Annotated in this window: 17 protein-coding genes; 6 read left to right on the plus strand and 11 right to left on the minus strand. The window is 44.6% G+C overall.

Annotated elements, in window-relative coordinates; all coding sequences use genetic code 11:
* Nucleotides 1-2: 2 nt before the first annotated feature.
* Complete coding sequence (locus EAG18_RS17240; protein ID WP_125253602.1) at nt 3-3,353, minus strand: ATP-binding protein; 3,351 nt, start codon at nt 3,351-3,353, stop codon at nt 3-5.
* Between the two features lie 182 nt (nt 3,354-3,535).
* Here EAG18_RS17240 and EAG18_RS17245 point away from each other — a divergent pair, with 182 nt between their 5' ends.
* Nucleotides 3,536-5,821, plus strand: a complete 2,286-nt coding sequence (locus EAG18_RS17245; protein ID WP_125253603.1) for a penicillin acylase family protein — start codon at nt 3,536-3,538, stop codon at nt 5,819-5,821.
* A gap of 37 nt (nt 5,822-5,858) precedes the next feature.
* Here the strand turns inward: EAG18_RS17245 and EAG18_RS17250 are convergent, their stop codons facing one another.
* Nucleotides 5,859-6,926, minus strand: a complete 1,068-nt coding sequence (locus EAG18_RS17250) for a diguanylate cyclase (protein ID WP_125253604.1) — start codon at nt 6,924-6,926, stop codon at nt 5,859-5,861.
* Between the two features lie 157 nt (nt 6,927-7,083).
* Between EAG18_RS17250 and EAG18_RS17255 the strand changes: the two genes are divergently transcribed.
* Both EAG18_RS17255 and EAG18_RS17260 read left to right on the plus strand, forming a co-directional pair.
* Nucleotides 7,084-8,610, plus strand: coding sequence for a bifunctional GNAT family N-acetyltransferase/carbon-nitrogen hydrolase family protein (locus tag EAG18_RS17255; RefSeq protein WP_125253605.1), 1,527 nt, complete (start codon nt 7,084-7,086; stop codon nt 8,608-8,610).
* A gap of 2 nt (nt 8,611-8,612) precedes the next feature.
* Entirely contained in the window at nt 8,613-8,927 is a 315-nt protein-coding gene (locus EAG18_RS17260) for a multidrug efflux SMR transporter (protein ID WP_125253606.1), read from the plus strand.
* Here EAG18_RS17260 and EAG18_RS17265 read toward each other — a convergent pair.
* Entirely contained in the window at nt 8,914-9,783 is an 870-nt protein-coding gene (locus tag EAG18_RS17265) for an EamA family transporter (RefSeq protein WP_125253607.1), read from the minus strand. The two genes, EAG18_RS17260 and EAG18_RS17265, sit on opposite strands and share 14 nt — an antisense overlap.
* Nucleotides 9,784-10,100: 317 nt before the next feature.
* Between EAG18_RS17265 and EAG18_RS17270 the strand changes: the two genes are divergently transcribed.
* Nucleotides 10,101-10,487 (plus strand): MAPEG family protein, encoded by a 387-nt coding sequence (locus EAG18_RS17270; RefSeq protein WP_125253608.1) that lies wholly within the window; start codon nt 10,101-10,103, stop codon nt 10,485-10,487.
* Here the strand turns inward: EAG18_RS17270 and EAG18_RS17275 are convergent.
* Nucleotides 10,465-11,175 carry a pseudouridine synthase gene (locus EAG18_RS17275; RefSeq protein ID WP_125253638.1) on the minus strand — a complete coding sequence of 237 codons (711 nt, stop codon included), beginning with the start codon at nt 11,173-11,175 and terminating at the stop codon, nt 10,465-10,467. The two genes, EAG18_RS17270 and EAG18_RS17275, sit on opposite strands and share 23 nt — an antisense overlap.
* 77 nt (nt 11,176-11,252) lie before the next feature.
* Between EAG18_RS17275 and EAG18_RS17280 the strand changes: the two genes are divergently transcribed.
* The gene (locus EAG18_RS17280; RefSeq protein WP_125253609.1) at nt 11,253-11,558 is read left to right on the plus strand and encodes a DUF6482 family protein; all 306 of its coding nucleotides are present in this window, start codon (nt 11,253-11,255) and stop codon (nt 11,556-11,558) included.
* Nucleotides 11,559-11,577: 19 nt separating this feature from the next.
* On the opposite strand, the gene EAG18_RS17285 is transcribed toward EAG18_RS17280, so the two are convergent.
* On the minus strand, nt 11,578-12,459 hold the full coding sequence (locus EAG18_RS17285) for an SDR family oxidoreductase (protein ID WP_125253610.1): 882 nt from the start codon (nt 12,457-12,459) through the stop codon (nt 11,578-11,580).
* A 116-nt stretch (nt 12,460-12,575) separates the two neighbouring features.
* On the opposite strand from EAG18_RS17285, the gene EAG18_RS17290 reads away from it, so the two are divergent.
* On the plus strand, nt 12,576-13,910 hold the full coding sequence (locus tag EAG18_RS17290; protein ID WP_125253611.1) for a hypothetical protein: 1,335 nt from the start codon (nt 12,576-12,578) through the stop codon (nt 13,908-13,910).
* 33 nt (nt 13,911-13,943) lie between these two features.
* On the opposite strand, the gene EAG18_RS17295 is transcribed toward EAG18_RS17290, so the two are convergent.
* The 6 genes from EAG18_RS17295 to lysA all read right to left on the minus strand — a co-directional run bounded on the left by EAG18_RS17295 (nt 13,944) and on the right by lysA (nt 19,994).
* A complete protein-coding gene (locus EAG18_RS17295) occupies nt 13,944-15,455 on the minus strand; it encodes a peptide MFS transporter (protein WP_125253612.1) in 1,512 nt (503 codons plus the stop codon).
* Nucleotides 15,456-15,538: 83 nt separating this feature from the next.
* Nucleotides 15,539-16,240 carry an HAD-IA family hydrolase gene (locus tag EAG18_RS17300; protein WP_125253613.1) on the minus strand — a complete coding sequence of 234 codons (702 nt, stop codon included), beginning with the start codon at nt 16,238-16,240 and terminating at the stop codon, nt 15,539-15,541.
* Between the two features lie 2 nt (nt 16,241-16,242).
* The gene (locus tag EAG18_RS17305; RefSeq protein ID WP_125253614.1) at nt 16,243-17,166 is read right to left on the minus strand and encodes a tyrosine recombinase XerC; all 924 of its coding nucleotides are present in this window, start codon (nt 17,164-17,166) and stop codon (nt 16,243-16,245) included.
* Nucleotides 17,163-17,786 carry a DUF484 family protein gene (locus EAG18_RS17310; protein ID WP_125253615.1) on the minus strand — a complete coding sequence of 208 codons (624 nt, stop codon included), beginning with the start codon at nt 17,784-17,786 and terminating at the stop codon, nt 17,163-17,165. The genes EAG18_RS17305 and EAG18_RS17310 overlap by 4 nt, the downstream gene beginning before the upstream one ends.
* Nucleotides 17,783-18,613, minus strand: a complete 831-nt coding sequence (gene dapF / locus EAG18_RS17315) for a diaminopimelate epimerase (protein WP_125253616.1) — start codon at nt 18,611-18,613, stop codon at nt 17,783-17,785. Before dapF ends, EAG18_RS17310 begins: the two co-directional genes overlap by 4 nt.
* A 127-nt stretch (nt 18,614-18,740) precedes the next feature.
* Nucleotides 18,741-19,994 carry a diaminopimelate decarboxylase gene (lysA, locus tag EAG18_RS17320; protein WP_125253617.1) on the minus strand — a complete coding sequence of 418 codons (1,254 nt, stop codon included), beginning with the start codon at nt 19,992-19,994 and terminating at the stop codon, nt 18,741-18,743.

Raw genomic sequence — 19,994 nt, forward strand, 5'->3', positions numbered from 1 at the left:
AGCTAATTTTGTTGTGTAATAGAAGAGTCAAATTGGCTGTCTTCTGGTGGCAGCATCTGCCATATTTTCGCTTTCAGGTCATCAAAATTAATTGGCTTACTGAGATAGTCATCCATGCCGGCATTTAGGCACTTTTCTCTATCACCTTGCATTGCATTGGCGGTGAGCGCAACAATCACACAATCTTGATGTACTTTTCCAGCAACGCCTTGGCGTATTTGTTGGGCAGCTTGGTAACCATCCATAATAGGCATTTGGCAGTCCATAAATATCAGATCATAAGGTACTTTTATTGACTGTAGGTGGGTAAGTGCCAACTCGCCATTTTCTGCGCATACTACCGTGATACCTAGGCGTTCTAACATAGTGGTAGCAACAGTTTGATTGATTTTATTGTCTTCAACCAGTAATACGGTGCGACCGAGCAGCGGTGCTTCATCATTGGAGGTATGGTTACTACTGGACTGCGTCGGATCGGTAAATGGTGCATTGAATACACTGAGCGCGGCATGGGGAGTTATTGGATAGTAAACGCGCTCACAGTAACTAAAAAGATCGATGGCAAGATTATGTTGCTCCTCAACTGCAACCGCATGAACCACCTTGAGTTCGAGCAATGCTGCTTTTAGTGTTTGCTGTTGTGTGAGTGGTGCTGCACATAGCTGTTCGGCATCTAAAATGACGGCTAGATGTGATGGAGGACTTTGAAGCTGAGTGAGCAGGGTCTCTATTTGATCAACGCGAAGACAAGTAATGTTCCATGGTTTAAGTAGTTTATTATAGTCTTCAGCTGCTTGAGTTAATACATACAAGGTGGCGTCGTCAGCATGTGTCTGTACAGGGATTGGTTGCGCTTGATTCAACAATACATTACAAGAAAAGGTACTGCCAATACCTTCTTTACTGAATGCTTGCAAGTCGCCTCCGAGTAATTGACTAAGTTGCTTTGCGATGGTCAGTCCAAGTCCGGTACCACCATATTGGCGCGTTGTTGAAAGGTCCGCTTGTGTAAATGAGTCAAACACCTTATTAAGCTTTTCTTTAGAGATGCCTATCCCAGTGTCTTCAACACTACACCACAAGTGTGTTTGCTCACCAATTTGTTCAGTGTGGCAGCTGAGCGTAACCGACCCATTATGAGTGAATTTGATGGCGTTACTGAGTAAGTTATTGAGTATCTGTTTAAGCCGGTTTGGATCAGTTTGCGCCTTTCCTACCTTCATTCCCGACAAGTCGATATGTAATTTGTTGTTATTGGCATCCGCCGTGCGCACAAAGCTGCACAGCATATTGCTTAGCATTTCTATTAAATCAAACTCAACCAGCTCAATTGTGAGTTTTCCCGCTTCGATTTTGGAAAAGTCGAGAATATCATTAATGATTGTGAGGAGTGATTTTGCAGAGCTATGCGCCAGAGTAAGCTGGTGGTGCTGAGTTGCTGTTAGCTCTGAATGCATAGCAAGTTCTATCATGCCCATTACCCCATTCAGTGGGGTGCGGATTTCGTGGCTCATACTAGCTAAAAACTCTGCTTTCATCTTTGCTGATTGTTCAGCAAGATCTTTATCTATAATGGCTTGGTTTCTTGCTCGTTGATGCGCCTTGTTGATAAATAAGCTACCGAGCATCGCGGCAATAGATTTGGTGAGCCGAATATCACTTTGCCCCCATGCTGGATTGTCAATTTCATACTCTGAACACAGCACACCTAAGGAATTATTTTTATGGCTTATGGGACAGCAAAGCATGGCTTTAATCTCAAATGGCTCAAGGTAAGTTGCAGATAATGCCAGTGTTGCTGGATGATTTTCAGCTTGTTGCGCGACGATCAGCTGTCCAGTTTCTATTTCATTAAAAAAAGCAGGTGCAATGGCTTTTCGCCATGGTGGGAAGTGCACTAGATTATCTACCGTAGCATTAGAGAAGCACACGGGAATAAGAAGCGTTTTATCATCATTAAACTGCCAGATACTGACTTTATTTGCCTCTACCCCTTTTTTACATGTTTCAGCGCATAGCGAAAAGGCCTTATTTAGCTGGTTATTCAGTAGTGCCTCGTGAGAGCTTAAATAAGCCAGTAGTTCATTATTTTTAGCAAATTTGTCATGCTCCATTTCCATTAACTTGCGCTTGTTGATATTTTGGATTGAACCAAAAATATGGGTCGTGCGTTTGCCTTTTCGTACTGAGCGCGCTTTTACTAAGACCCATAATTCGTCCGCATTCATGGTGTGAATGATGAACTCTCCTTCAAACTCGGTACCGGTTTTGATGATGCTATCAATACACTCTTGCAGACGTCTTCGATGCAATCCAGCTTTAAAAAACTCTGTGGTATTCATCCATGTTGGTTGAAAGTGCCTAGGCACACAGAAAATGCTTCGCGTTACATCTGACCAAATAATATCACGCGTACTCACATTGATTTCCCATGCGCCTACTTCAGCTAATATGCCCATGTTAGTGAGTGCTGCGCTGTTTCGTTGCAACTGGGTTAGTAATCGGGTGATAAAGACAAACGCAGCGATAAAAATGATAATAAGTGCGATGATGGCGAGCCGAAAAGGCCATATTGAAGCGGCTTCTGGCTGCCAGCCTATCCTCGGGGCTGCATATAATTCCCACTGCCCTGATGGCACATTGACGCTAAAAGCGATAGGCGACAAAGAATGAATATTGCTGTTGCCGTAAAAATATTCGCCTTCTTGGCCTTTACCATCAACGCCTTGAATCGCAACAAGGTATCGGCTTTCCAATGCCATTAAGTTGGTTTGTTGATATAAACTCTCCATATCCAGCACGACGGATAACAATCCCCAAAACTGTGTTTTATCCTTGAACACAGGGACTCTAGCAATGAGCCCAGTCCCTCCTTGTAATAACTCTAAAGGTCCAGCCATTACTATTTCGCGACTTTCTTTTGCGAGTAAAGCGCCATATTTTTGTGTTGGATGAGTGCGGTAGTCAAGGCCTATGGCTTTTTCATTACCCTGTAGTGGATAGACATAATCAAGCCGCATATCTGGGGCTGCACCAATATTTCTGAGTACTTGACTGGTCTCGAATAGGGGTCTTGCCAGTTGCTCAAAGCGAAGTTGTGAAAGCGTGGTTTGGTCGGCGAGTGCAATTCCAAGCCCTCTAACCAGTTGCACATTTTTGGCGAGCACACCTTCTATCTTGGTACGATATACATTCACTTCTTCGGTAGCTCGGCTCTTTTCCATAGCAACAAGACGGCGATAATTAACCTGATCAACATACCATGCTACGGCTATGATCAAGACGAGCAATAGCCAGAAGCTAGACTTGATAAAGCGAAACTTAAGCGGTGAAGTTGATAGTTCTGAAGTCATGGGGCTATTGTGTTTAAGACGATGCTTTAACTATAGTTCAGTACACGCAAAGCGAAATCTAATTGAAAAATAAAATGCTTTAACTTGATTGTCTTATGGTTATGGCAGAGTTGGTCTATCAGTTGATGACGTGCTATATCTTCTAAGCCTAAATTGCGTAGCTGAAAAAGTTAAGGATATTCATGTTTACTTGGATTAAACGATTTACTGTTGTTGTACTCTTGTTATTGCTAATTGGAACGGCAGGCATTTATGGTGCTTTGGCGCTAAGCCTTCCAGCGCTAGATGGAAAGGGAAGTGCTGTGGGGATTGATGCGCCTGTGGTGTTAGCCAGGGATGCGCTAGGCCAGGCTGTCGTGTCTGCAAGCTCCCGAGCTGATGCGGCTTATGGACTTGGCTTTGCGCATGGCCAGGATCGTTATTTTCAGATGGATTTATTAAGGCGTAATGCTGCAGGTGAGCTTAGTGAGTTATTTGGTGCTGCAGCAATCAAGCGCGATGAAAAGATGCGCTTTCATCAGTTTAGAAAACGGGCAAGACAAATTGTGATGTCTTTACCACAGTCACATAAGCAAATCCTAACTCGGTATACGCAAGGTGTAAATGATGGCCGTATACAGTCGGGGTTTACCAGCTTTGAATACCTGTTATTGGGCGCCGAGCCACAAGCTTGGCGGCCTGAAGATAGCCTGTTGACTATCTTTGGTATGTACTTAGATTTACAGGCTGGCACCTATGAACGTGACGAAGCACTCATCGTATTAGAGCAAAAGTTTGGCCATGAGATGCTTGACTTTATTCTACAGCCAAGTCGGTATCAAGCCGCATTAGATAATAGTGTAATAGACTCAACAGTTGCGACTATTCCAACGTTACCGCAGCCGCTGAGCACTTACCTTCCCAGCGCAATCGCAGATCAGCCCTTGTATGGCAGTAACAATTGGGCAGTGACGGGCGCGTTAACAAAAACTGGCGCTGCTATGCTCTCTGATGATATGCACTTGGGCTTGAATGTACCTTCAATCTGGTATCGTGCACAATTAAACTATCAACATCAAGGGCAGGCTGTGCAGGTAACCGGAGTTTCTTTACCTGGTGCACCTGCCATTGTCGTTGGTAGTAATAATAGTATTGCTTGGGGGTTTACCAATAGTTATGTCGATACGGCTGATTGGGTAGCGTTAGCTGCTGATACTAAAACCCAGCTTGTTTCTGAAGTAATTAAACTGCCTGATGGTAGTGAGCATATTTATCAATTAGAAATGAGTGCCTTTGGCCCTGTGAAGCAAATCGGTGATGATAAGTATGCACTTAGCTGGGTTGCACATCAGCCTTATGCCGTTAACTTGGAATTGGTGGGAATGGAGCTATTGGCGGATGCAGAGGCGGCGACGACTCATGCAGTAAAGGTTGGTATTCCAGTGCAGAACTTGATGGTTGTGGATAATCAAGGCGCTGCCGCATGGACATTAATGGGGGCGGTACCTGCTAGAAAAATAACCCACGATACTGCTGCTGCACTGCGTTCATATGAGCAAGCATGGCAAGAGAACGAAGTGAATCGTCCTGTCGTGCAAAATCCATCTAACGGTAAATTATGGACTGCTAACTCTCGAGTTGTCTCTGTAGAGGACGATCAGCGCTTTGGTGACGGTGGCTATGCTCTAGGTGCACGAGCGGTACAGATCCGTGATGGCCTTATGGCAAAACAGGCCTTCATTGAAAACGACTTTTATCAATTACAATTAGATAACCAAGCTTTATTTTTAGCACCATGGCATGAGTCACTTGTTGACTTGTTACGTCACCATGAGCCATCACAATACCAACAAGACTTGGCAAAGCTCGACGCATGGCAAGCTTGTGCTTGTGCTGATTCTGTCGGGTATACACTAGTTAAGTATTACCGTAGTGCACTAATTGACACCTTGTACGCACCGATAGAAGCTGGGCTGCAACAAGAGCAACAGTCATTAAAGCCGGTGAAGCGTTACCTAGAGCCTGGGCTGTGGCAGTTGTTAACGCATCAACCAGATGATTGGCTTGGTCAATATGACTCTTGGCAAGATTTACAGCTTGCGGCCTATGAGTTGGCGAAGCAAAGACTGCGAGATGCTTATGGCAGTAATATGGCTGCATGGCGCTGGGGAGAGGTGAATGCACTGCGGGTGCAACATCCATTTTCGCAGCAGATCCCCATGCTCAGTGGACTATTGGATATGCCGACCGTACCAGCATTTGGTGATACGTTTATGCCAGCTGTACAAGGTTCAGCCTTTGGTGCCTCACAGCGCTTTATCGCACAGCCAGGACATCTTAAAAACGCGATTTTAACAGTCGCGGGTGGGCAAAGTGGGCACCCACTCTCGCCTTTTTATCGCTCAGGCTTTGCTGAATACAGCGCTGGAAGTAATACGCCTTTGTTACCGCAGCCCTTGACTCACGAAATACGTATTTCACCGCAATAACCTTATTTTAGTCATGTTCAGCAAGGGTGGGGTGCAGTTAACTCGTTTGGGTGGTAGATATCGAGGGCGCAGTTGTAATGCAGTTGCGCCCTAATTCTTTGCTGCGATAAAGCGCAGCATCTGCATGATGAATAGCCTGCTCAAAAGACTCGCTGTGATCCCAGTTGGTGATACCGAAACTCATGGTGATTTTGATTATGTTATTCTCAAACTTGATACTTTCAATGGCTTGGCGTAATTGCTCGATGCGTCGCATTGCTTCATCGCCAGAGCAAGGCGCCAATACAATCAAAAATTCCTCACCGCCCCACCTCACAGCGATATCTGCTGGCAGAATATGTGATTGTATTGTCTTTGCGACAGTCTTTAAAATCTTATCCCCCTTACCATGACCAAAGGTATCGTTAATTTTTTTGAAGTGGTCAATGTCAGCCATCACTAAACATAATGGTGAGTGTGTGGATATGCAGCTTTCTTTCGCATGGGTGATAAGCTCTTTGGCATAGCGGCGGTTAAACATTTTGGTAAGCGGGTCATGCGCAGCCAGCTCTGCTAGCTCATCGCGTTGCTGTACGGTCATTTTACGAATATGGCTAATGGTATAAATCATTGGAATACCACATATCAGTACATTAGCAAAATGCACATATGGCACCAACTCTTGGTATCGGTAATGGTAGATGACATCGTCAAATAACAATTTTAGCGTGGCAAAAAGCGTGATAAGCACGACAGAGTAAATAACCGCGTGCCTGAGCTTGAGCTGATAGTCCAGCAGCATCAAACAAGAAACAGTCCACAAGTAATATTGAAACCCAAGAGACATTCCTAAGTAGGCACATACTAAGGTGGCGTGCAATGCGACCTCTAAGCAGAATACACGTAGTGCGAGAGAAGGTTTGTTGTTATCGATGAGTTTAATACCGATATACCACATAGTGACGCTACCAATATTGACAATAGCAAGCGTCTCCACTTGAAGATGCCAAAATGCCCCGATCAGCAGGACATGCAGCCACATACAGTACAGCGCGACACGACGCAATAAGGCAAATTTCAGTGCCTCGACTTGATCTGGCCTGCTGTAAGGGTGGTGTTTAGTCAAACCTAAGCTCTTGAGTTATACACAATAAAACAAGTATAGAAGGTTAGTTTTGATTTGCTGCTTATTTATCCTAAGCTCAGGTTAATCTACTCAGTATCGAGTAAGGTTAACTGTGATAGAGTAGAGATAGGAAGGTAACCTAAGCTTTGGAGTTGACATGTCTATAGAAAAAGCGCGGATCACGCTATGTAACCTAGAAAAGTCCGATTATGATCAGGTAAAGCAGTTAATGGATGAAGCCTATCCTGATCTTGGAGGAGCGTGGCCAAGCCACACAATCTTTAGGTTAATTGACCAATTCCCTGAAGGTCAAATTGGCGTGAAGGATGGTGAGCGAATTGTTGGTATCGCGCTGAGTGTGCAAGTCGATTATCAAACATTCTCGAATCCACATACTTACGAGGATATTGTGGATGCACATAGTCGAATTTTTAGTGATAGTAATGCAGATGCGTTGTACGGTCTAGATGTCGTTATCGCCAAAAGTCATCGCGGGCTGCGGTTAGGACGCCGGTTGTACGATGCTCGAAAAGAGCTGTGTCGTCAGTATAACTTGCGGGCGATCCTCGCTGGTGGTCGAATCCCATTATACAAGCAATATCGCCGCAGCATGTCGCCGATGGAATATATCAATAAAGTAGATCACAAAGAACTTCATGATCCTATTTTGAGCTTTCAGCTGGCTAACGACTTTCAAGTCAAACGTCTACTCAAGCAATATTTGCCGGAAGATCAAGATTCAGAAGGTTACGCGACGTTATTAGAGTGGAACAACATATTGTTTGAGCCGACAGATACAGTTATTGAGAGCAAAAAAACCATTGTGAGAGTTGGTGCGGTACAGTGGCAAATGCGTCGTGTGGAGTCGGTAGAGGAGTTGATGCAGCAAGTGGAGTACTTTGTTGATACGGTGTCAGATTACCAAAGTGACTTTATCCTTTTCCCAGAGTTTTTTAATGCCCCCCTGATGGGACTTGGCCAATACAAAAATCAAACTGAAGCTATTCGTGCTTTAGCCACTTATACCGAGCGTTTTCGTGAAGCAATGTCGCAAATGGCAATCGAATATAATGCCAATATTATCACCGGCTCAATGCCATTGCTCGAAGGCGATAAGCTTTACAACGTCAGTTATCTTTGCCACCGCTCGGGTAAGGTCGATGAGCAACGTAAAATTCATATCACCCCACATGAAGACTATGATTGGGTGATAAAGGGTGGTGATAAAATAGAGGTGTTTGATACCGATGCCGGTCGTGTCGGGATCCAGGTTTGTTATGACGTCGAGTTTCCAGAGCTTTCTCGCATTATGGCTGAGAAGGGTCTAGACATCTTGTTTGTGCCATTTTGGACAGATACCAAAAATAGTTACCTGCGCGTTAGGCATTGTGCGCAAGCTCGAGCAATAGAAAATGAATGTTATGTGGTAATCGCGGGGAGTGTTGGTAACTTACCACAAGTGGAGAGTTTAGATGTACAGTATGCGCAATCGGCAGTACTCACACCATCAGATTTTGCTTTTCCACACGATGCTGCGCTTAACGAAGCCACTCCCAATACCGAGATGCTGCTATTCAGTGATTTGGATTTAGATAAGCTCAAAATATTGCATAGTGAAGGAACTGTGCGTAACTTACGAGATCGCAGAAAAGATCTATATTCGGTGGAGTTGAAAGCGCAGTAACGATGGCATGGGTTTACTTAATTATGGCTGGCTTATTTGAGATAGGCTGGCCGGTTGGTTTGAAAATGGCGCAGCAAGCAGAGACGAGATGGCTAGGAATTTGTATCGCTGTCGGCTTTATGGCGCTTAGTGGATGGATGTTATGGATGGCACAAAAACAGATCCCGCTTGGCACGTCTTATGCTGTTTGGACAGGCATTGGTGCTGCGGGGACATTTTTGGTCGGGATAGCCTTTTACGGAGATCCCAGTACCTTTATGCGTTATTTGGGTGTGTTGCTGATTATCAGTGGCGTCGTGGTACTTAAGTTAGCATAACCAAAACAGCGGCGATGGCGATCAGCACCAGTCCCGCTGAATCACGCTTTTTTATCGGTGCCTTGAGCCACAAAACAGAGATAAGTAATGTAAAAAAGACCTCTACTTGGCCGAGTGTTTTTACATAAGCAACATGCTCAAGGCTCATGGCGCTAAACCAACCAATAGAACCAATACAGCTACTGACGCTAATTGCAGTGGTCAGCTTTCGGTGCCGCCAAAGTATCAACCATGACTGAGGCTCTCGCAGTGTCATATAAATACTCAACATCAGTGTTTGGCATAATAACACCAGCAGTAACACCCAAGCTGCACTATGAGGAAAAGGTAAACCGGCGGCAATACTGGCCTCACGTACCCACAATGAAGTAAGCGCAAAGCAAGTGCCGCAAGCAAGCCCGATAAGTGCGGTTTTACATTCTACAGTGCGTAAACTAAAGCCACTAAGTAGCATCACAGCAATCGCGCCAATAAAAACGCCAAACCACCCGAGTAAAGTTAAGCTAGAACCAAAAAACAGCACACCTAACATAGCCGCAACCAACGCTTCGCTTTTTGCCAGTCCAGCACCGATGGCATAGTTATTTTGCTTGAAAAGCACGACCATCAATCCCGTTGCTAAGATTTGCATGACGCTGGCACCAAAGACATAAAAGAGAAAATGTGTGGAAATGGCAAGCGGTGCTACTGGGTTGAATTGGTAGAGTAGCCACAAATATAACAGGGCTAGGGGACTTGCAAGAATAAATCGCGCGAGGGTAACACTGGCCGTTGAGGCACTGGCGCTCAACTGGCTTTGAAAAGCATTTCGCCAAGCTTGCGAGAAAGCGGCTAACAGCGTGAATACGATCCACATTATACTTGAGCTCTAACAGTCGATGATGCAGCTCAGCATACAATAAAGACTCAATTAAGCATAAATGAATTATAATAATAGTGAAAATAATTTATTTTACTATCAATGGGCTAGCCCAATTTTACTGTGCAGTCTGACGACAAAATAGCGCTGCGACAATTTGCCACATTTTAAATCTGAAAAATCGAGCTAAGATTAATATCGATGCTACGAGATTTGGCCATAGGTAAGAACCGTTGTTCTAGCTTATGGCTTTTCTTTTTTTAACTATTCTGCTCTACTGAGAGTCGCGATATTAATAGTTGAAGGAGTATCTTTTGAACATCTTAATTATCTGTGCAATTCTTGCCATCTTATTACCTTACTTTGCCAAAATTCCAGTCGCAGTGGCAATGAATAAAGAAGGTGGTTACGACAATAAACACCCTCGAGAGCAACAAAAAAGATTAACTGGGCTTGGTGCCAGAGCGCTTGCGGCACATCAAAATTGTTTTGAGTCATTAGCCGTTTTTGCAGTGGCCATGGCGGTTGCATTTGGCACCCAAACTTATACTCCTTTGATTGAGTGGTTAGCCATTGGGCATGTTACGGCTCGGGCGCTGTATTGTGTGCTTTACTGGCTGAATATCGATGTACTTCGCTCTATTGTATGGGCACTTGGTATGGGATGTGCTGTTGCAATCATTGTTGTGTGTGGGTTGTAGTTTGGGCAAAAAAGTCAGCTGCAATTTCTTTTATTTCACCACTATCAATCTGTAATTGTGTCAATTGTAGTGCTGCAATCCGGACGCGATGCAAATCAATAACGTGGTAGCCACAATAATGCGCCATTTTTCTTATTTGCCGATTGAGGCCTTGGCGCAAAATAATCTTAAATCGATCGGGGGCAATTTGCTCTACCACACACGGTAAGGTGACTTGCCCTTTGATTGGTATGCCTGCTGCCATTTTGGCGCAAAATGCAGCATCAATAGGCTTGTCGACTTGTACTTCATATTCCTTTTCCTGATGCTGATCCGGATGGATCAGGCGTTGGCATAGCTCACCATCATTGGTAAGTAGTAATAGCCCTCGGCTATCTTTATCTAGTCGGCCAATTGGGTAAACACGACAGGACTGAGGTAAAACATGATAAATACTGTGCGGGTCGTGTGGCTTTACTTTACAGTCAATACCTACCGGTTTGTAATACGCAAATAGTCGTCTAGGTTCGGGCTTAGCAACAGCAATATTATCGACAGTGATATGGTCTTCAGGTGTGATGTGATCTATATGATTGGCTAGCCGACCATTGACCATCACGCGTTGACTATCAATTAGACGCGAAGCCTGTCGCCGTGAGCAGACACCACAATGGCCGAGATATTTTGCTAAACGCATTGGGTAGGACATAAACTGAATTGAACTGTTATTGAGCACCATGCGTATTGTAATGTATCTACTTGTAAATTTGGATCTCTTTGCTGAGCATGGCGATATTATTTTCAAAACTAAAACACCATCAACCACTACAAAAAGTCATTGTTCATTCGATAGATTTGGCGCTTTATCAGGTGAGTGTAGTTGTAAACAACGTAGAGTATTATGTCAAAGAAGAAAATGGTGAGTTTTTAAAAGCACATAACCCACTGCAAATTCAAAAACGTCTGTCTGATATTAGCTACGTGGAAATGGTGATAAGGCATCAAAGTGCCTTCGATGAAATGATAGGACATCCCGTCTCGGCTAGCGATAACACCTTGGAAGTTCCCTTCGGTCGAAATGGGCTGTTTTAGCCCACCTTCAGGTTATGTCTCATTGACAACGAGGCATATGAGTAGACAGTACGTCTGCAATAGCGGTTGCAAAGTCACGCTGGTGATTGATCCCATACTGTAACAACCCAGTGTCTTTGAGCGCACAATTTTTTGGCCGCTTGGCGTCACCACTCGGTGTCGCTTGTGAAGTCACAAGATAGCTTGGCACATCTAGTATTTGCGCCATGATCGTCGCCATCTCGTATTTAGTGAATGCTTGATTGCCACTAATATGGATGATTCCTGTGACGTCTGGGTTGGCGATAACATCATTGAGCGTTAATGCAATATCATCGACATGCGTTGGATAACGGATAGCCCAGTGGTCATGGCTAGCACTTGGGGAGTTAAGTAGCTGCTGGGCGATAATAGTGACCGCAGACTCTTCCAATGTCGTCACTTCTCCGTATAACACCGGCACCCTAACAATGGTATGTAACCCACTGTCCGCTATAATTGCTCGTTCTGCAGCCTGCTTTGTTTCACCATAAAAATTAATCGGGTGTGTTGGGTCTGACTCAAGGTATGGGGGGGATGTACCGTCAAAAACATAATCGGTACTGATAAAGAAAAAGCGGATCCCCCGTTGGCGGCATGTTTTAGCTAGAAACTCTGTTGCAGCCACATTGAGTGCTAACGTCCCTTGGTGGTCACGCTCACAGTACTCGGGTCTTCTTTCGGCAGCGGCATGGATCAAGTAGTCAGGCTGGTGTGTGTCTAAAAAGCTTAGCACCGCTGTTTGATCTCCTAAGTCTAATTGGTGTAACGGGGCCACTGCACGACTAAAACCACACCCAATAACTGTGTGGTGGTGGCTTATTTTTTGGCACAGTGCGCGACCAAGTAAACCTGTTGCACCTGTGATCATAACAGTCGACATGATGATGCTATCCTTCATGAAAAAAGAGTTTGTACAGTAGCAAAATCGCAATAAAAACTACAGGTTCATATTGGTTTACGTTAAGTTAATGTCAGGACAAAGAACAAGGAAAAAAAATGAATAAAAAAGTTTTGTTGGCAAGCCTAGTCATATTCTCCTCGCACGTACCTGCTGCACAAATATGGATGAAAGGCAGTGACTGTGACATTAACGAGAGTGCAACGGTTATCAATATTTTTCGGCAGCACTTTGATTCAATCACAACGTTAATGGGAAAAGAACCCCGTAGAGAGCAAATAGAAACAGTCACCACTGACTTGCTAGATGGAGTAAAACGGTCACTATTTGAGGCGCTGATCGAGAAGTCTGAAGAGCAAGGTCGCGACCTAGTCATAGACAAAGTAGTGCTAAAAGAGAGGTTAAAAGATAATGGAAAACTTGTCGCTGTATCAGGGCGCATATTTGCTTATCCTGTGACAGCATGTCGCACAAAAACAGCCATCACGGCTGATAATTATGAAGTGATTACCGCGACTGCTTTTTCCAAAAAGACACACACAGTTTCATCTCAAATTACAATCGATCTTAACGCCAAGCGTGCTGAGCAAAAGGTGACCCAAGTTAAAGATACCGCAATTACACCCACAGAGGTATTTGGGATAGCCTTGGGTGACACCTTTGCTGCCGCAGAGCAGCAAATAGGGCGCTTTACACTCGTATGGCCAGTTAACAGTCACCAAAAACTAGCCACGATTGGCCGTAACCACGCATTCTTGTTTGAACACGACAAGTTGGTAGGTTATCAATATGCGTTTACCTTATTGCCCGTAGCATTGGCAAACTTAATTAATATCCACGATATTGACGCCAAGGTGCAAGTCGAAGATGAGTCTCTTGCCATTATCAATCGACCTTTGAGCCAACATCATGTCTCTGTGCTAACTGCACGCTATGCTCATGTCGCTTTCTTTCAAGAGGGGAGATATACCAAAACTCCAAACACTAAGTTGTCTGAGTTAACGATAGGCCGCTTTCACATTGATGAGCCGACTACGCCACCCTGTTATCAAGGTAAAACAGATATAGACTTGTTTATCGAGCAGCAGCAATCTCATCTTGTTCAATGGCAAGATGTTGAACGCAAAACAATATTGTATACGGGGTGCCATCAGCTTATGGAGTTGAACAAGTTAGGTAAAGTAACCTCAGTAAAACTACAAGAAGCATGGTCTTTGCGTAATGCCAACTTGATTGGTTTGGCATCAATATCTCAGGTGCTATTACCATGGCAGTTTTATGGTATTAGTTATCTTGATCCACAAAGTGCGGCGTCAAAACTAGGTAAAGTTGAACGTTTTTATGACACCATAGAGGTGGCTGCACCCAAGTGGGTGGGTCACTTTAAGGCATACGAAGGGCAGTTGGTTTCAGCTGAATTTGAGAAGATGTAGGAGCATAACGCCCCTACACTTACATCATGGCGGTTAAGCCGTTTGCTCAGTGAGCGGCTTTTCAGATTGTTTCTCCCAATGCTTGGTTTTTAATCCAAGCACACCTACAAAAACACCAATACCGATTGTGAATAGTGCAATTTGCAGATAGAGGTTTGGAAGATCAGCGATATTATTAGGGTCGAAGCTGCCTGCTAGTAGACCTGAGAAAATATTGCCAATAGAGTAAGTTAGTACGAATACACCCATCATCTGTCCAGCAAAGCGCTTTGGAGATAACTTACTGACTGCACTAAGTGCAACCGGGCTTAGACATAGCTCGCCAACCGTATGAAGAAAATAAGTTGTGATCAGCCACATAGGTGCTACTTTCAAGCCCTGTGCAGCATATTGAGAAGCGAAAAACATGACAATAAAGCCACTTGCCATAATAAGTAATCCGATTGCACATTTAATACTGTAGGTCGGCGTTATCATGCGCTTAGCTAAGTTAATCCAAAGGGCGGCAAAAAACGGTGATAAGATAATGATGAAAAAAGCGTTCGTTGATTGAAACCAAGCTGTAGGAATACTGAAGCTGCCGATCAGGCGGTCTGTATAATCCCGGGCGAATAAGTTCAGCGATGAACCTGCTTGTTCAAAGCCAGACCAAAAGCACGTTGAGGCTACGCAAACCAAAAATAATGCCCACATACGGCGCTTTTCATTGTCATCTAAGTTACCAGCAAAGTAAATGTAGCCATAGTACAAGAAAAAGGTGATCGTAAACGCGATAGCGACATATTTTGCCAGTATAACGGGGTCGATGAACAGTACACCGGTAAAGGTGGCAATTGTCACAGCAGCAACAGTCGCAACGGCAAGGGCGATTGCACTCCATGCTTTAGTACTTTGGCTGGCTGACATAGGGTTGGTTGGAACATGGCCAACAGTTGCAATGTGACGACCTGTTAAGCGGTAAGTGATAAGGCCAATAGCCATACCAACAGCCGCAGCGCCAAACGCCCAATGCCATCCGATATTTTCCATAAAATAGCCACAGACCATATAGCCAATCACAGAGCCTAAGTTGATACCCATATAGTAAATGGCATAGCCACTATCTCGACGGTTGTCTTCATCACTATAAAGTTGGCCAACCATTGCGCTGATGTTTGGCTTTAATAATCCAGTCCCACAGGCAACGAAGATGAGCCCGACAAAAAAAGAAAATTGGCTGGGTATGGCAAGAATAATATGGCCGATCATAATGATAATACCGCCATACCAAACGGCACGTTGGCCACCGAGCAAGCGGTCAGCTATCCAGCCTCCAGGCAACCCTAAAAAATAAACTGAGCCGGTATAGAGACCATAAATTGCAGCAGCAGATGCAACTGTAAAACCAAGTCCTTCTTGTTGTAAGGTGGCGGTCATAAAAAGAACGAGCATGGCGCGCATGCCATAGTAACTCATGCGCTCCCACATCTCAGTGAGAAAAAGAGTGAGTAGGCCTTTGGGATGGCCAAAAAAGCCCACATCACTTGTGGTGTCCTGTGATGACATAATTTACTTCCATTATTATCGTTTTTTGGAAGTCAATATTAGTACGTTATTCGAGCACTGAATGCAACCACAGTAGAGAAACATTACATCATGTTTTTTAACATCTGTATGTTATCTATTTCTATATTTGCTAATCCTTGATAGCGGTATTGAGTAAAGTTATTGCGCAGCCAGACGCTTGATGCACCTGCGCGATGTGCACCTTGGACGTCCGTATCTAGGCTATCACCTACATGAAGTAACTGCTCTGGTGTAATATTAAAATGCTGACAAGCAAGGTGATAAAGTTCAGGGTGAGGTTTAGCACGACCATCAATGCCAGCGCGAAGCACTAAGTCAAAGCTATTCCTTAGGTTAAATTTCTCTACCTCTACATTACCGTTAGTGATGGCGATAATATGAAACTTACGACGTAATTGTGTGAGTAAGTCGATAACGGAGTCGCTGACGACAATATTGCTACGGACATCTGCAAACGCTTGGTAAGCACGTTGAGTAGCATCTGTTGCTGCATCATGTTCATATCCCAGTATAGTGAAACCGAGATGGAGAGCAGCTTGACGCCATCGAGTGGCGTTTTCCGCCAGCGTCCGGTCTTGTTTGAGCGCTTGATCACGACACTGTAACCAAAATGTTTCCCCTTTGGCACGCCATTTTGGGATAGCGTTGAGGTGATCGGTCATTGCTTGAACCGCAGCAATAATAATTGGGCGGTTATCGTATAGCGTGTCGTCTAAATCAAAACTAATCGCACGGATAGTTGAAATAGGCTTATTAAATCGCATGATTACTCGTCTTTTTGTTTTTTCGCTCTAGGGTGAGCACTATCATACACTTTTGCTAGATGTTGAAAATCTAAATGGGTATAGACCTGCGTGGCTGACAAACTAGCGTGACCAAGCATTTCTTGGACTGCTCGCAAGTCGCCACTAGACTCAAGTAAATGGGTGGCAAAAGAGTGTCGCAGTTTATGCGGATGAATAGGTGTACTTATCCCTTGCTTCAGCCCCCATTCTTTCATCCTTGCGCGCACATGCCGTGGACTTATCCGGCGCTTTAATTTGCTGACAAAAAGCGCGGGCTCTTCTGGCGGAGCATACTGGGTACGGATATTCAGCCAGTCGTCTAATGCGTTGAGCGCTTTGCCCCCAACGGGAACAATACGGGTTTTACCACCTTTACCTAACACTCGGATCTCGCCATCTTTCACATCCAATAGGTTTGCACCAACTAACTCGCTCAGCCGTAACCCACTGGAGTACATTAATTCCATCATGGCTTTATCACGAACAGCTAAAGCATCATCGGATGGAATTTCTAATAATTGCCCCATTTGGTCGACATCAAGGTTTTTTGGTAATGGCTTTTGAAATTTAGGGCCTCGGATCCCTTGTGCCGGGTTTACGACAGCTTGCTCTGATTGCGATTTTAGTTTTAGAAACTTGTATAAACTGCGGATACAGCTGAGTTTGAGGTTGATGGTTCTGGGGTTGTAATTTTGGCTTCGCAGTTTCATGCTGTAGCGACGGATCTGTTCGCCACTAACTTGTTGCCAAGCACTGGCGTACTGGCAAAAATACAAGGCTGCTTGAGTGAGTTGCGTCCGATACTGGTTCAAGGTGTGCTCAGAGTAGTGCTTTTCATGGCGAAGGTGTGCCATAAAGGCGGTGATTGGCTCTGCCCATTCATCGGTTAGCGGCGTTTGGGTCATGCCAGCGCTTCGAGTTTTAGCGTTAACGTTTGGATAAATGCTGCGATCAACATATTATCATGCTGTGGTGAGAAGTGTTCAGCTGAGCGGCTAGCAAACGCGAGAATGTAGTTCCCTTGTTCCGATGCCGAAATGCGATATAGTGCAACGGAGCCAACCTCAAAGTCGCTAAATAGTTGTGCTGCAAATTGCTGGCTGATACGACCGAGATAGCAGTTACTGCTGGTTAGCTTCGCTGTAACCAATTCAGACACTGAGTCGTCAATACTGATAAGCTTACATTGAATGTCGCTGTAGACATCAAAGCGTTGTGCCAATGTGTCATTAATCGCGTTTAGCTCCGTACAGCGCATGATGGCCAGCTGGCATTGCGTAAGCTGCTTGAAGATCAGCTCATTGGCCGTTGCATGTTCAATCATGTCGCGGATCTGCTGTTTTAGCGTGTCGACTTCTTGTCGCAACAGGCGCTGTTGATGCAAGGAAAGGTCAGGTAATCCTTGCTGTTGGTGGTGTAATTTCAACTCCAACATAAGATAGGGATGGCGCAATAAAAAGTCAGGGTGCGCGCGTAGGTATTCTACAACGTGTTGCTCTGTCACCTCGCTTTCTTTTTGGGTCATATCGCTATTTGTCCGTCAAAAACGTGTTCCGCCGGTCCGGTCATTTTCACCACTTGGCCTTGACCTGCCCAGCGCACCTGCAAGCTGCCGCCAGGTAGGTCAACCCTAACCGTTTCATCCAGCTTTCCTTGCATAATACCGGTAACTACAGCAGCGCAAGCGCCTGTACCACATGCCAAGGTTTCACCCGCACCGCGTTCCCACACCCGTAACTTTATATACTCTCTAGATACGACTTCCATAAAGCCGATGTTGGCTTTTTGTGGAAATCGTTCATGGTGTTCTAGTAAAGGACCAAGCGTGTGAACATCTGCGGTGTCAATACTGTCCACAATGATTACACCATGTGGGTTGCCCATCGATACGGCACTACAGAACACGGTATGTTCATCAGCTCTTAAAATATAGGTGTTTTCTTGCTTATTTGCACGAAACGGAATGGCTTGTGGATTCGAATTTGGCTTGCCCATATTGACTGTCACTTGACCGTCTTTCTCGATATACAGAGTAATATTGCCCCCTTTGGTGGATACATTCACCTTGTGCTTATTGGTGAGTCCCTTCATCCGTACGAAACGGGCAAAGCAACGGGCACCATTACCGCATTGTTCAACTTCATTACCGTCAGCATTAAAAATACGGTAATGAAAGTCCAAGTCGGGAGAGTAAGGCGCCTCGACCATTAATAACTGGTCAAAGCCAATGCCAAAATGGCGATCTGCAAGCTTTTTTATTTGGTCTCGAGACAAGAATACATTTTGAGTGACATTATCTATCACCACAAAGTCATTGCCTAAACCGTGCATTTTTGAAAAGTTTATAAACATAGAGTGGTTATCTTTTGGTATAAAACCATGTCCTCACTTTGCTAATACTTTGCCATGGATACATCGACTAGGGAAGCGGCTTAATGTAAAGCTTTATGCTGCCCCCTAGGTTATGTACTAAGTTGGGTTATTGTGGCAGTAGTTGTTCATATTGCCACAGAGACTCTAGTGGTTCTCTTTGGCGAATTAAGTGATGCTGGTCGTTATCCACCATAACTTCTGCACAACGAGGGCGAGAGTTATAATTTGAGCTCATGGTAAAGCCATAGGCACCAGCACTGCGTTGTGCTAATAGATCACCTGCTTTTAGTTTTAGTACTCGGTCTTTACCTAAAAAGTCACCTGTTTCGCATACAGGGCCAACCACGTCATAATTTATCGACTCTACATCGTCTCGCGGCGTGACTGGCACAATATTTTGCCAAGCTTGATATAGCGACGGGCGCAGCATATCGTTCATGCCGGCATCAACAATTGCAAAGTGCTTGTGTGCAGTTGGCTTAATAAATTCGACTTTAGTGACTAGGACACCCGCATTTGCCGCGATGGCACGACCGGGTTCAAAAATAAGTTCTAGATCAGTAAATTGTTCCAGTCTGGCTTTAATTTCTGCAGCGTATGCACTCGGGTGCGGTGGTTTTTCACCATCATATGGTACGCCAAGTCCGCCACCAATATCCAAGTGATGTAAGTAAATCCCCGCTTTTTCCAGCTGTGTGATTAGCGCAAGCACTTTATCTAAAGCGGCTAAAAATGGATTAACCTCAACTAACTGAGAGCCAATGTGGAAGTCGATCCCAACTACTTTTAAGCCAGGTAGGGCATAGGCGAGCTGGTACACATCAAATGCAGCCTTGATATCAATACCAAACTTATTTTCTTTCAAGCCCGTCGAAATGTAAGGGTGAGTCTTCGCGTCAATATCCGGGTTTACGCGCAATGAAATAGGCGCGATTTTATCTAGCCTAGTCGCTACTTCACTGATCCGGTGAAGCTCTGCAATTGATTCAACATTAAAACACTTTATACCGGTATCAAGCGCAAACGCGATTTCATCTTCTGTTTTTGCGACACCAGAAAAGACGACTTTTTGTGGATCGCCACCGGCTTTAAGTACACGAGCAAGCTCACCCTTTGACACAATATCAAAACCAGAACCAAGCTGAGCTAAGACATTCAAGACGGCAATATTGGAGTTTGCTTTTACTGCGTAGCACACTAAGTGGGGATGACCTGCTGCGGCATCCGTAAAAGCGTGATAATGCCTAACGAGGGTTTTTTTCGAATAGACATAACAGGGAGTACCATATTGCTTGGCTATATCGCTAATCGAGACATCCTCTGCAAATAACTCACCATCTCGGTAATTGAAATAATCCAT

It is taken from the genome of Pseudoalteromonas sp. J010, assembly GCF_003934235.1.
GTDB classification, from domain to species: Bacteria; Pseudomonadota; Gammaproteobacteria; order Enterobacterales; family Alteromonadaceae; genus Pseudoalteromonas; species Pseudoalteromonas peptidolytica.

What these genes read in the sequence shown, in the direction of transcription:
- EAG18_RS17240 (WP_125253602.1), bottom strand. Translation starts at nt 3,353, where the DNA reads ATGACTTCAGAACTATCAACTTCACCGCTTAAGTTTCGCTTTATCAAG.
- EAG18_RS17245 (WP_125253603.1), top strand. Translation starts at nt 3,536, where the DNA reads ATGTTTACTTGGATTAAACGATTTACTGTTGTTGTACTCTTGTTATTG.
- EAG18_RS17255 (WP_125253605.1), top strand. Translation starts at nt 7,084, where the DNA reads ATGTCTATAGAAAAAGCGCGGATCACGCTATGTAACCTAGAAAAGTCC.
- EAG18_RS17260 (WP_125253606.1), top strand. Translation starts at nt 8,613, where the DNA reads ATGGCATGGGTTTACTTAATTATGGCTGGCTTATTTGAGATAGGCTGG.
- EAG18_RS17265 (WP_125253607.1), bottom strand. Translation starts at nt 9,783, where the DNA reads ATGTGGATCGTATTCACGCTGTTAGCCGCTTTCTCGCAAGCTTGGCGA.
- EAG18_RS17275 (WP_125253638.1), bottom strand. Translation starts at nt 11,175, where the DNA reads ATGTCCTACCCAATGCGTTTAGCAAAATATCTCGGCCATTGTGGTGTC.
- EAG18_RS17280 (WP_125253609.1), top strand. Translation starts at nt 11,253, where the DNA reads ATGGCGATATTATTTTCAAAACTAAAACACCATCAACCACTACAAAAA.
- EAG18_RS17285 (WP_125253610.1), bottom strand. Translation starts at nt 12,459, where the DNA reads ATGTCGACTGTTATGATCACAGGTGCAACAGGTTTACTTGGTCGCGCA.
- EAG18_RS17290 (WP_125253611.1), top strand. Translation starts at nt 12,576, where the DNA reads ATGAATAAAAAAGTTTTGTTGGCAAGCCTAGTCATATTCTCCTCGCAC.
- EAG18_RS17295 (WP_125253612.1), bottom strand. Translation starts at nt 15,455, where the DNA reads ATGTCATCACAGGACACCACAAGTGATGTGGGCTTTTTTGGCCATCCC.
- EAG18_RS17300 (WP_125253613.1), bottom strand. Translation starts at nt 16,240, where the DNA reads ATGCGATTTAATAAGCCTATTTCAACTATCCGTGCGATTAGTTTTGAT.
- EAG18_RS17305 (WP_125253614.1), bottom strand. Translation starts at nt 17,166, where the DNA reads ATGACCCAAACGCCGCTAACCGATGAATGGGCAGAGCCAATCACCGCC.
- EAG18_RS17310 (WP_125253615.1), bottom strand. Translation starts at nt 17,786, where the DNA reads ATGACCCAAAAAGAAAGCGAGGTGACAGAGCAACACGTTGTAGAATAC.
- dapF (WP_125253616.1), bottom strand. Translation starts at nt 18,613, where the DNA reads ATGTTTATAAACTTTTCAAAAATGCACGGTTTAGGCAATGACTTTGTG.
- lysA (WP_125253617.1), bottom strand. Translation starts at nt 19,994, where the DNA reads ATGGATTATTTCAATTACCGAGATGGTGAGTTATTTGCAGAGGATGTC.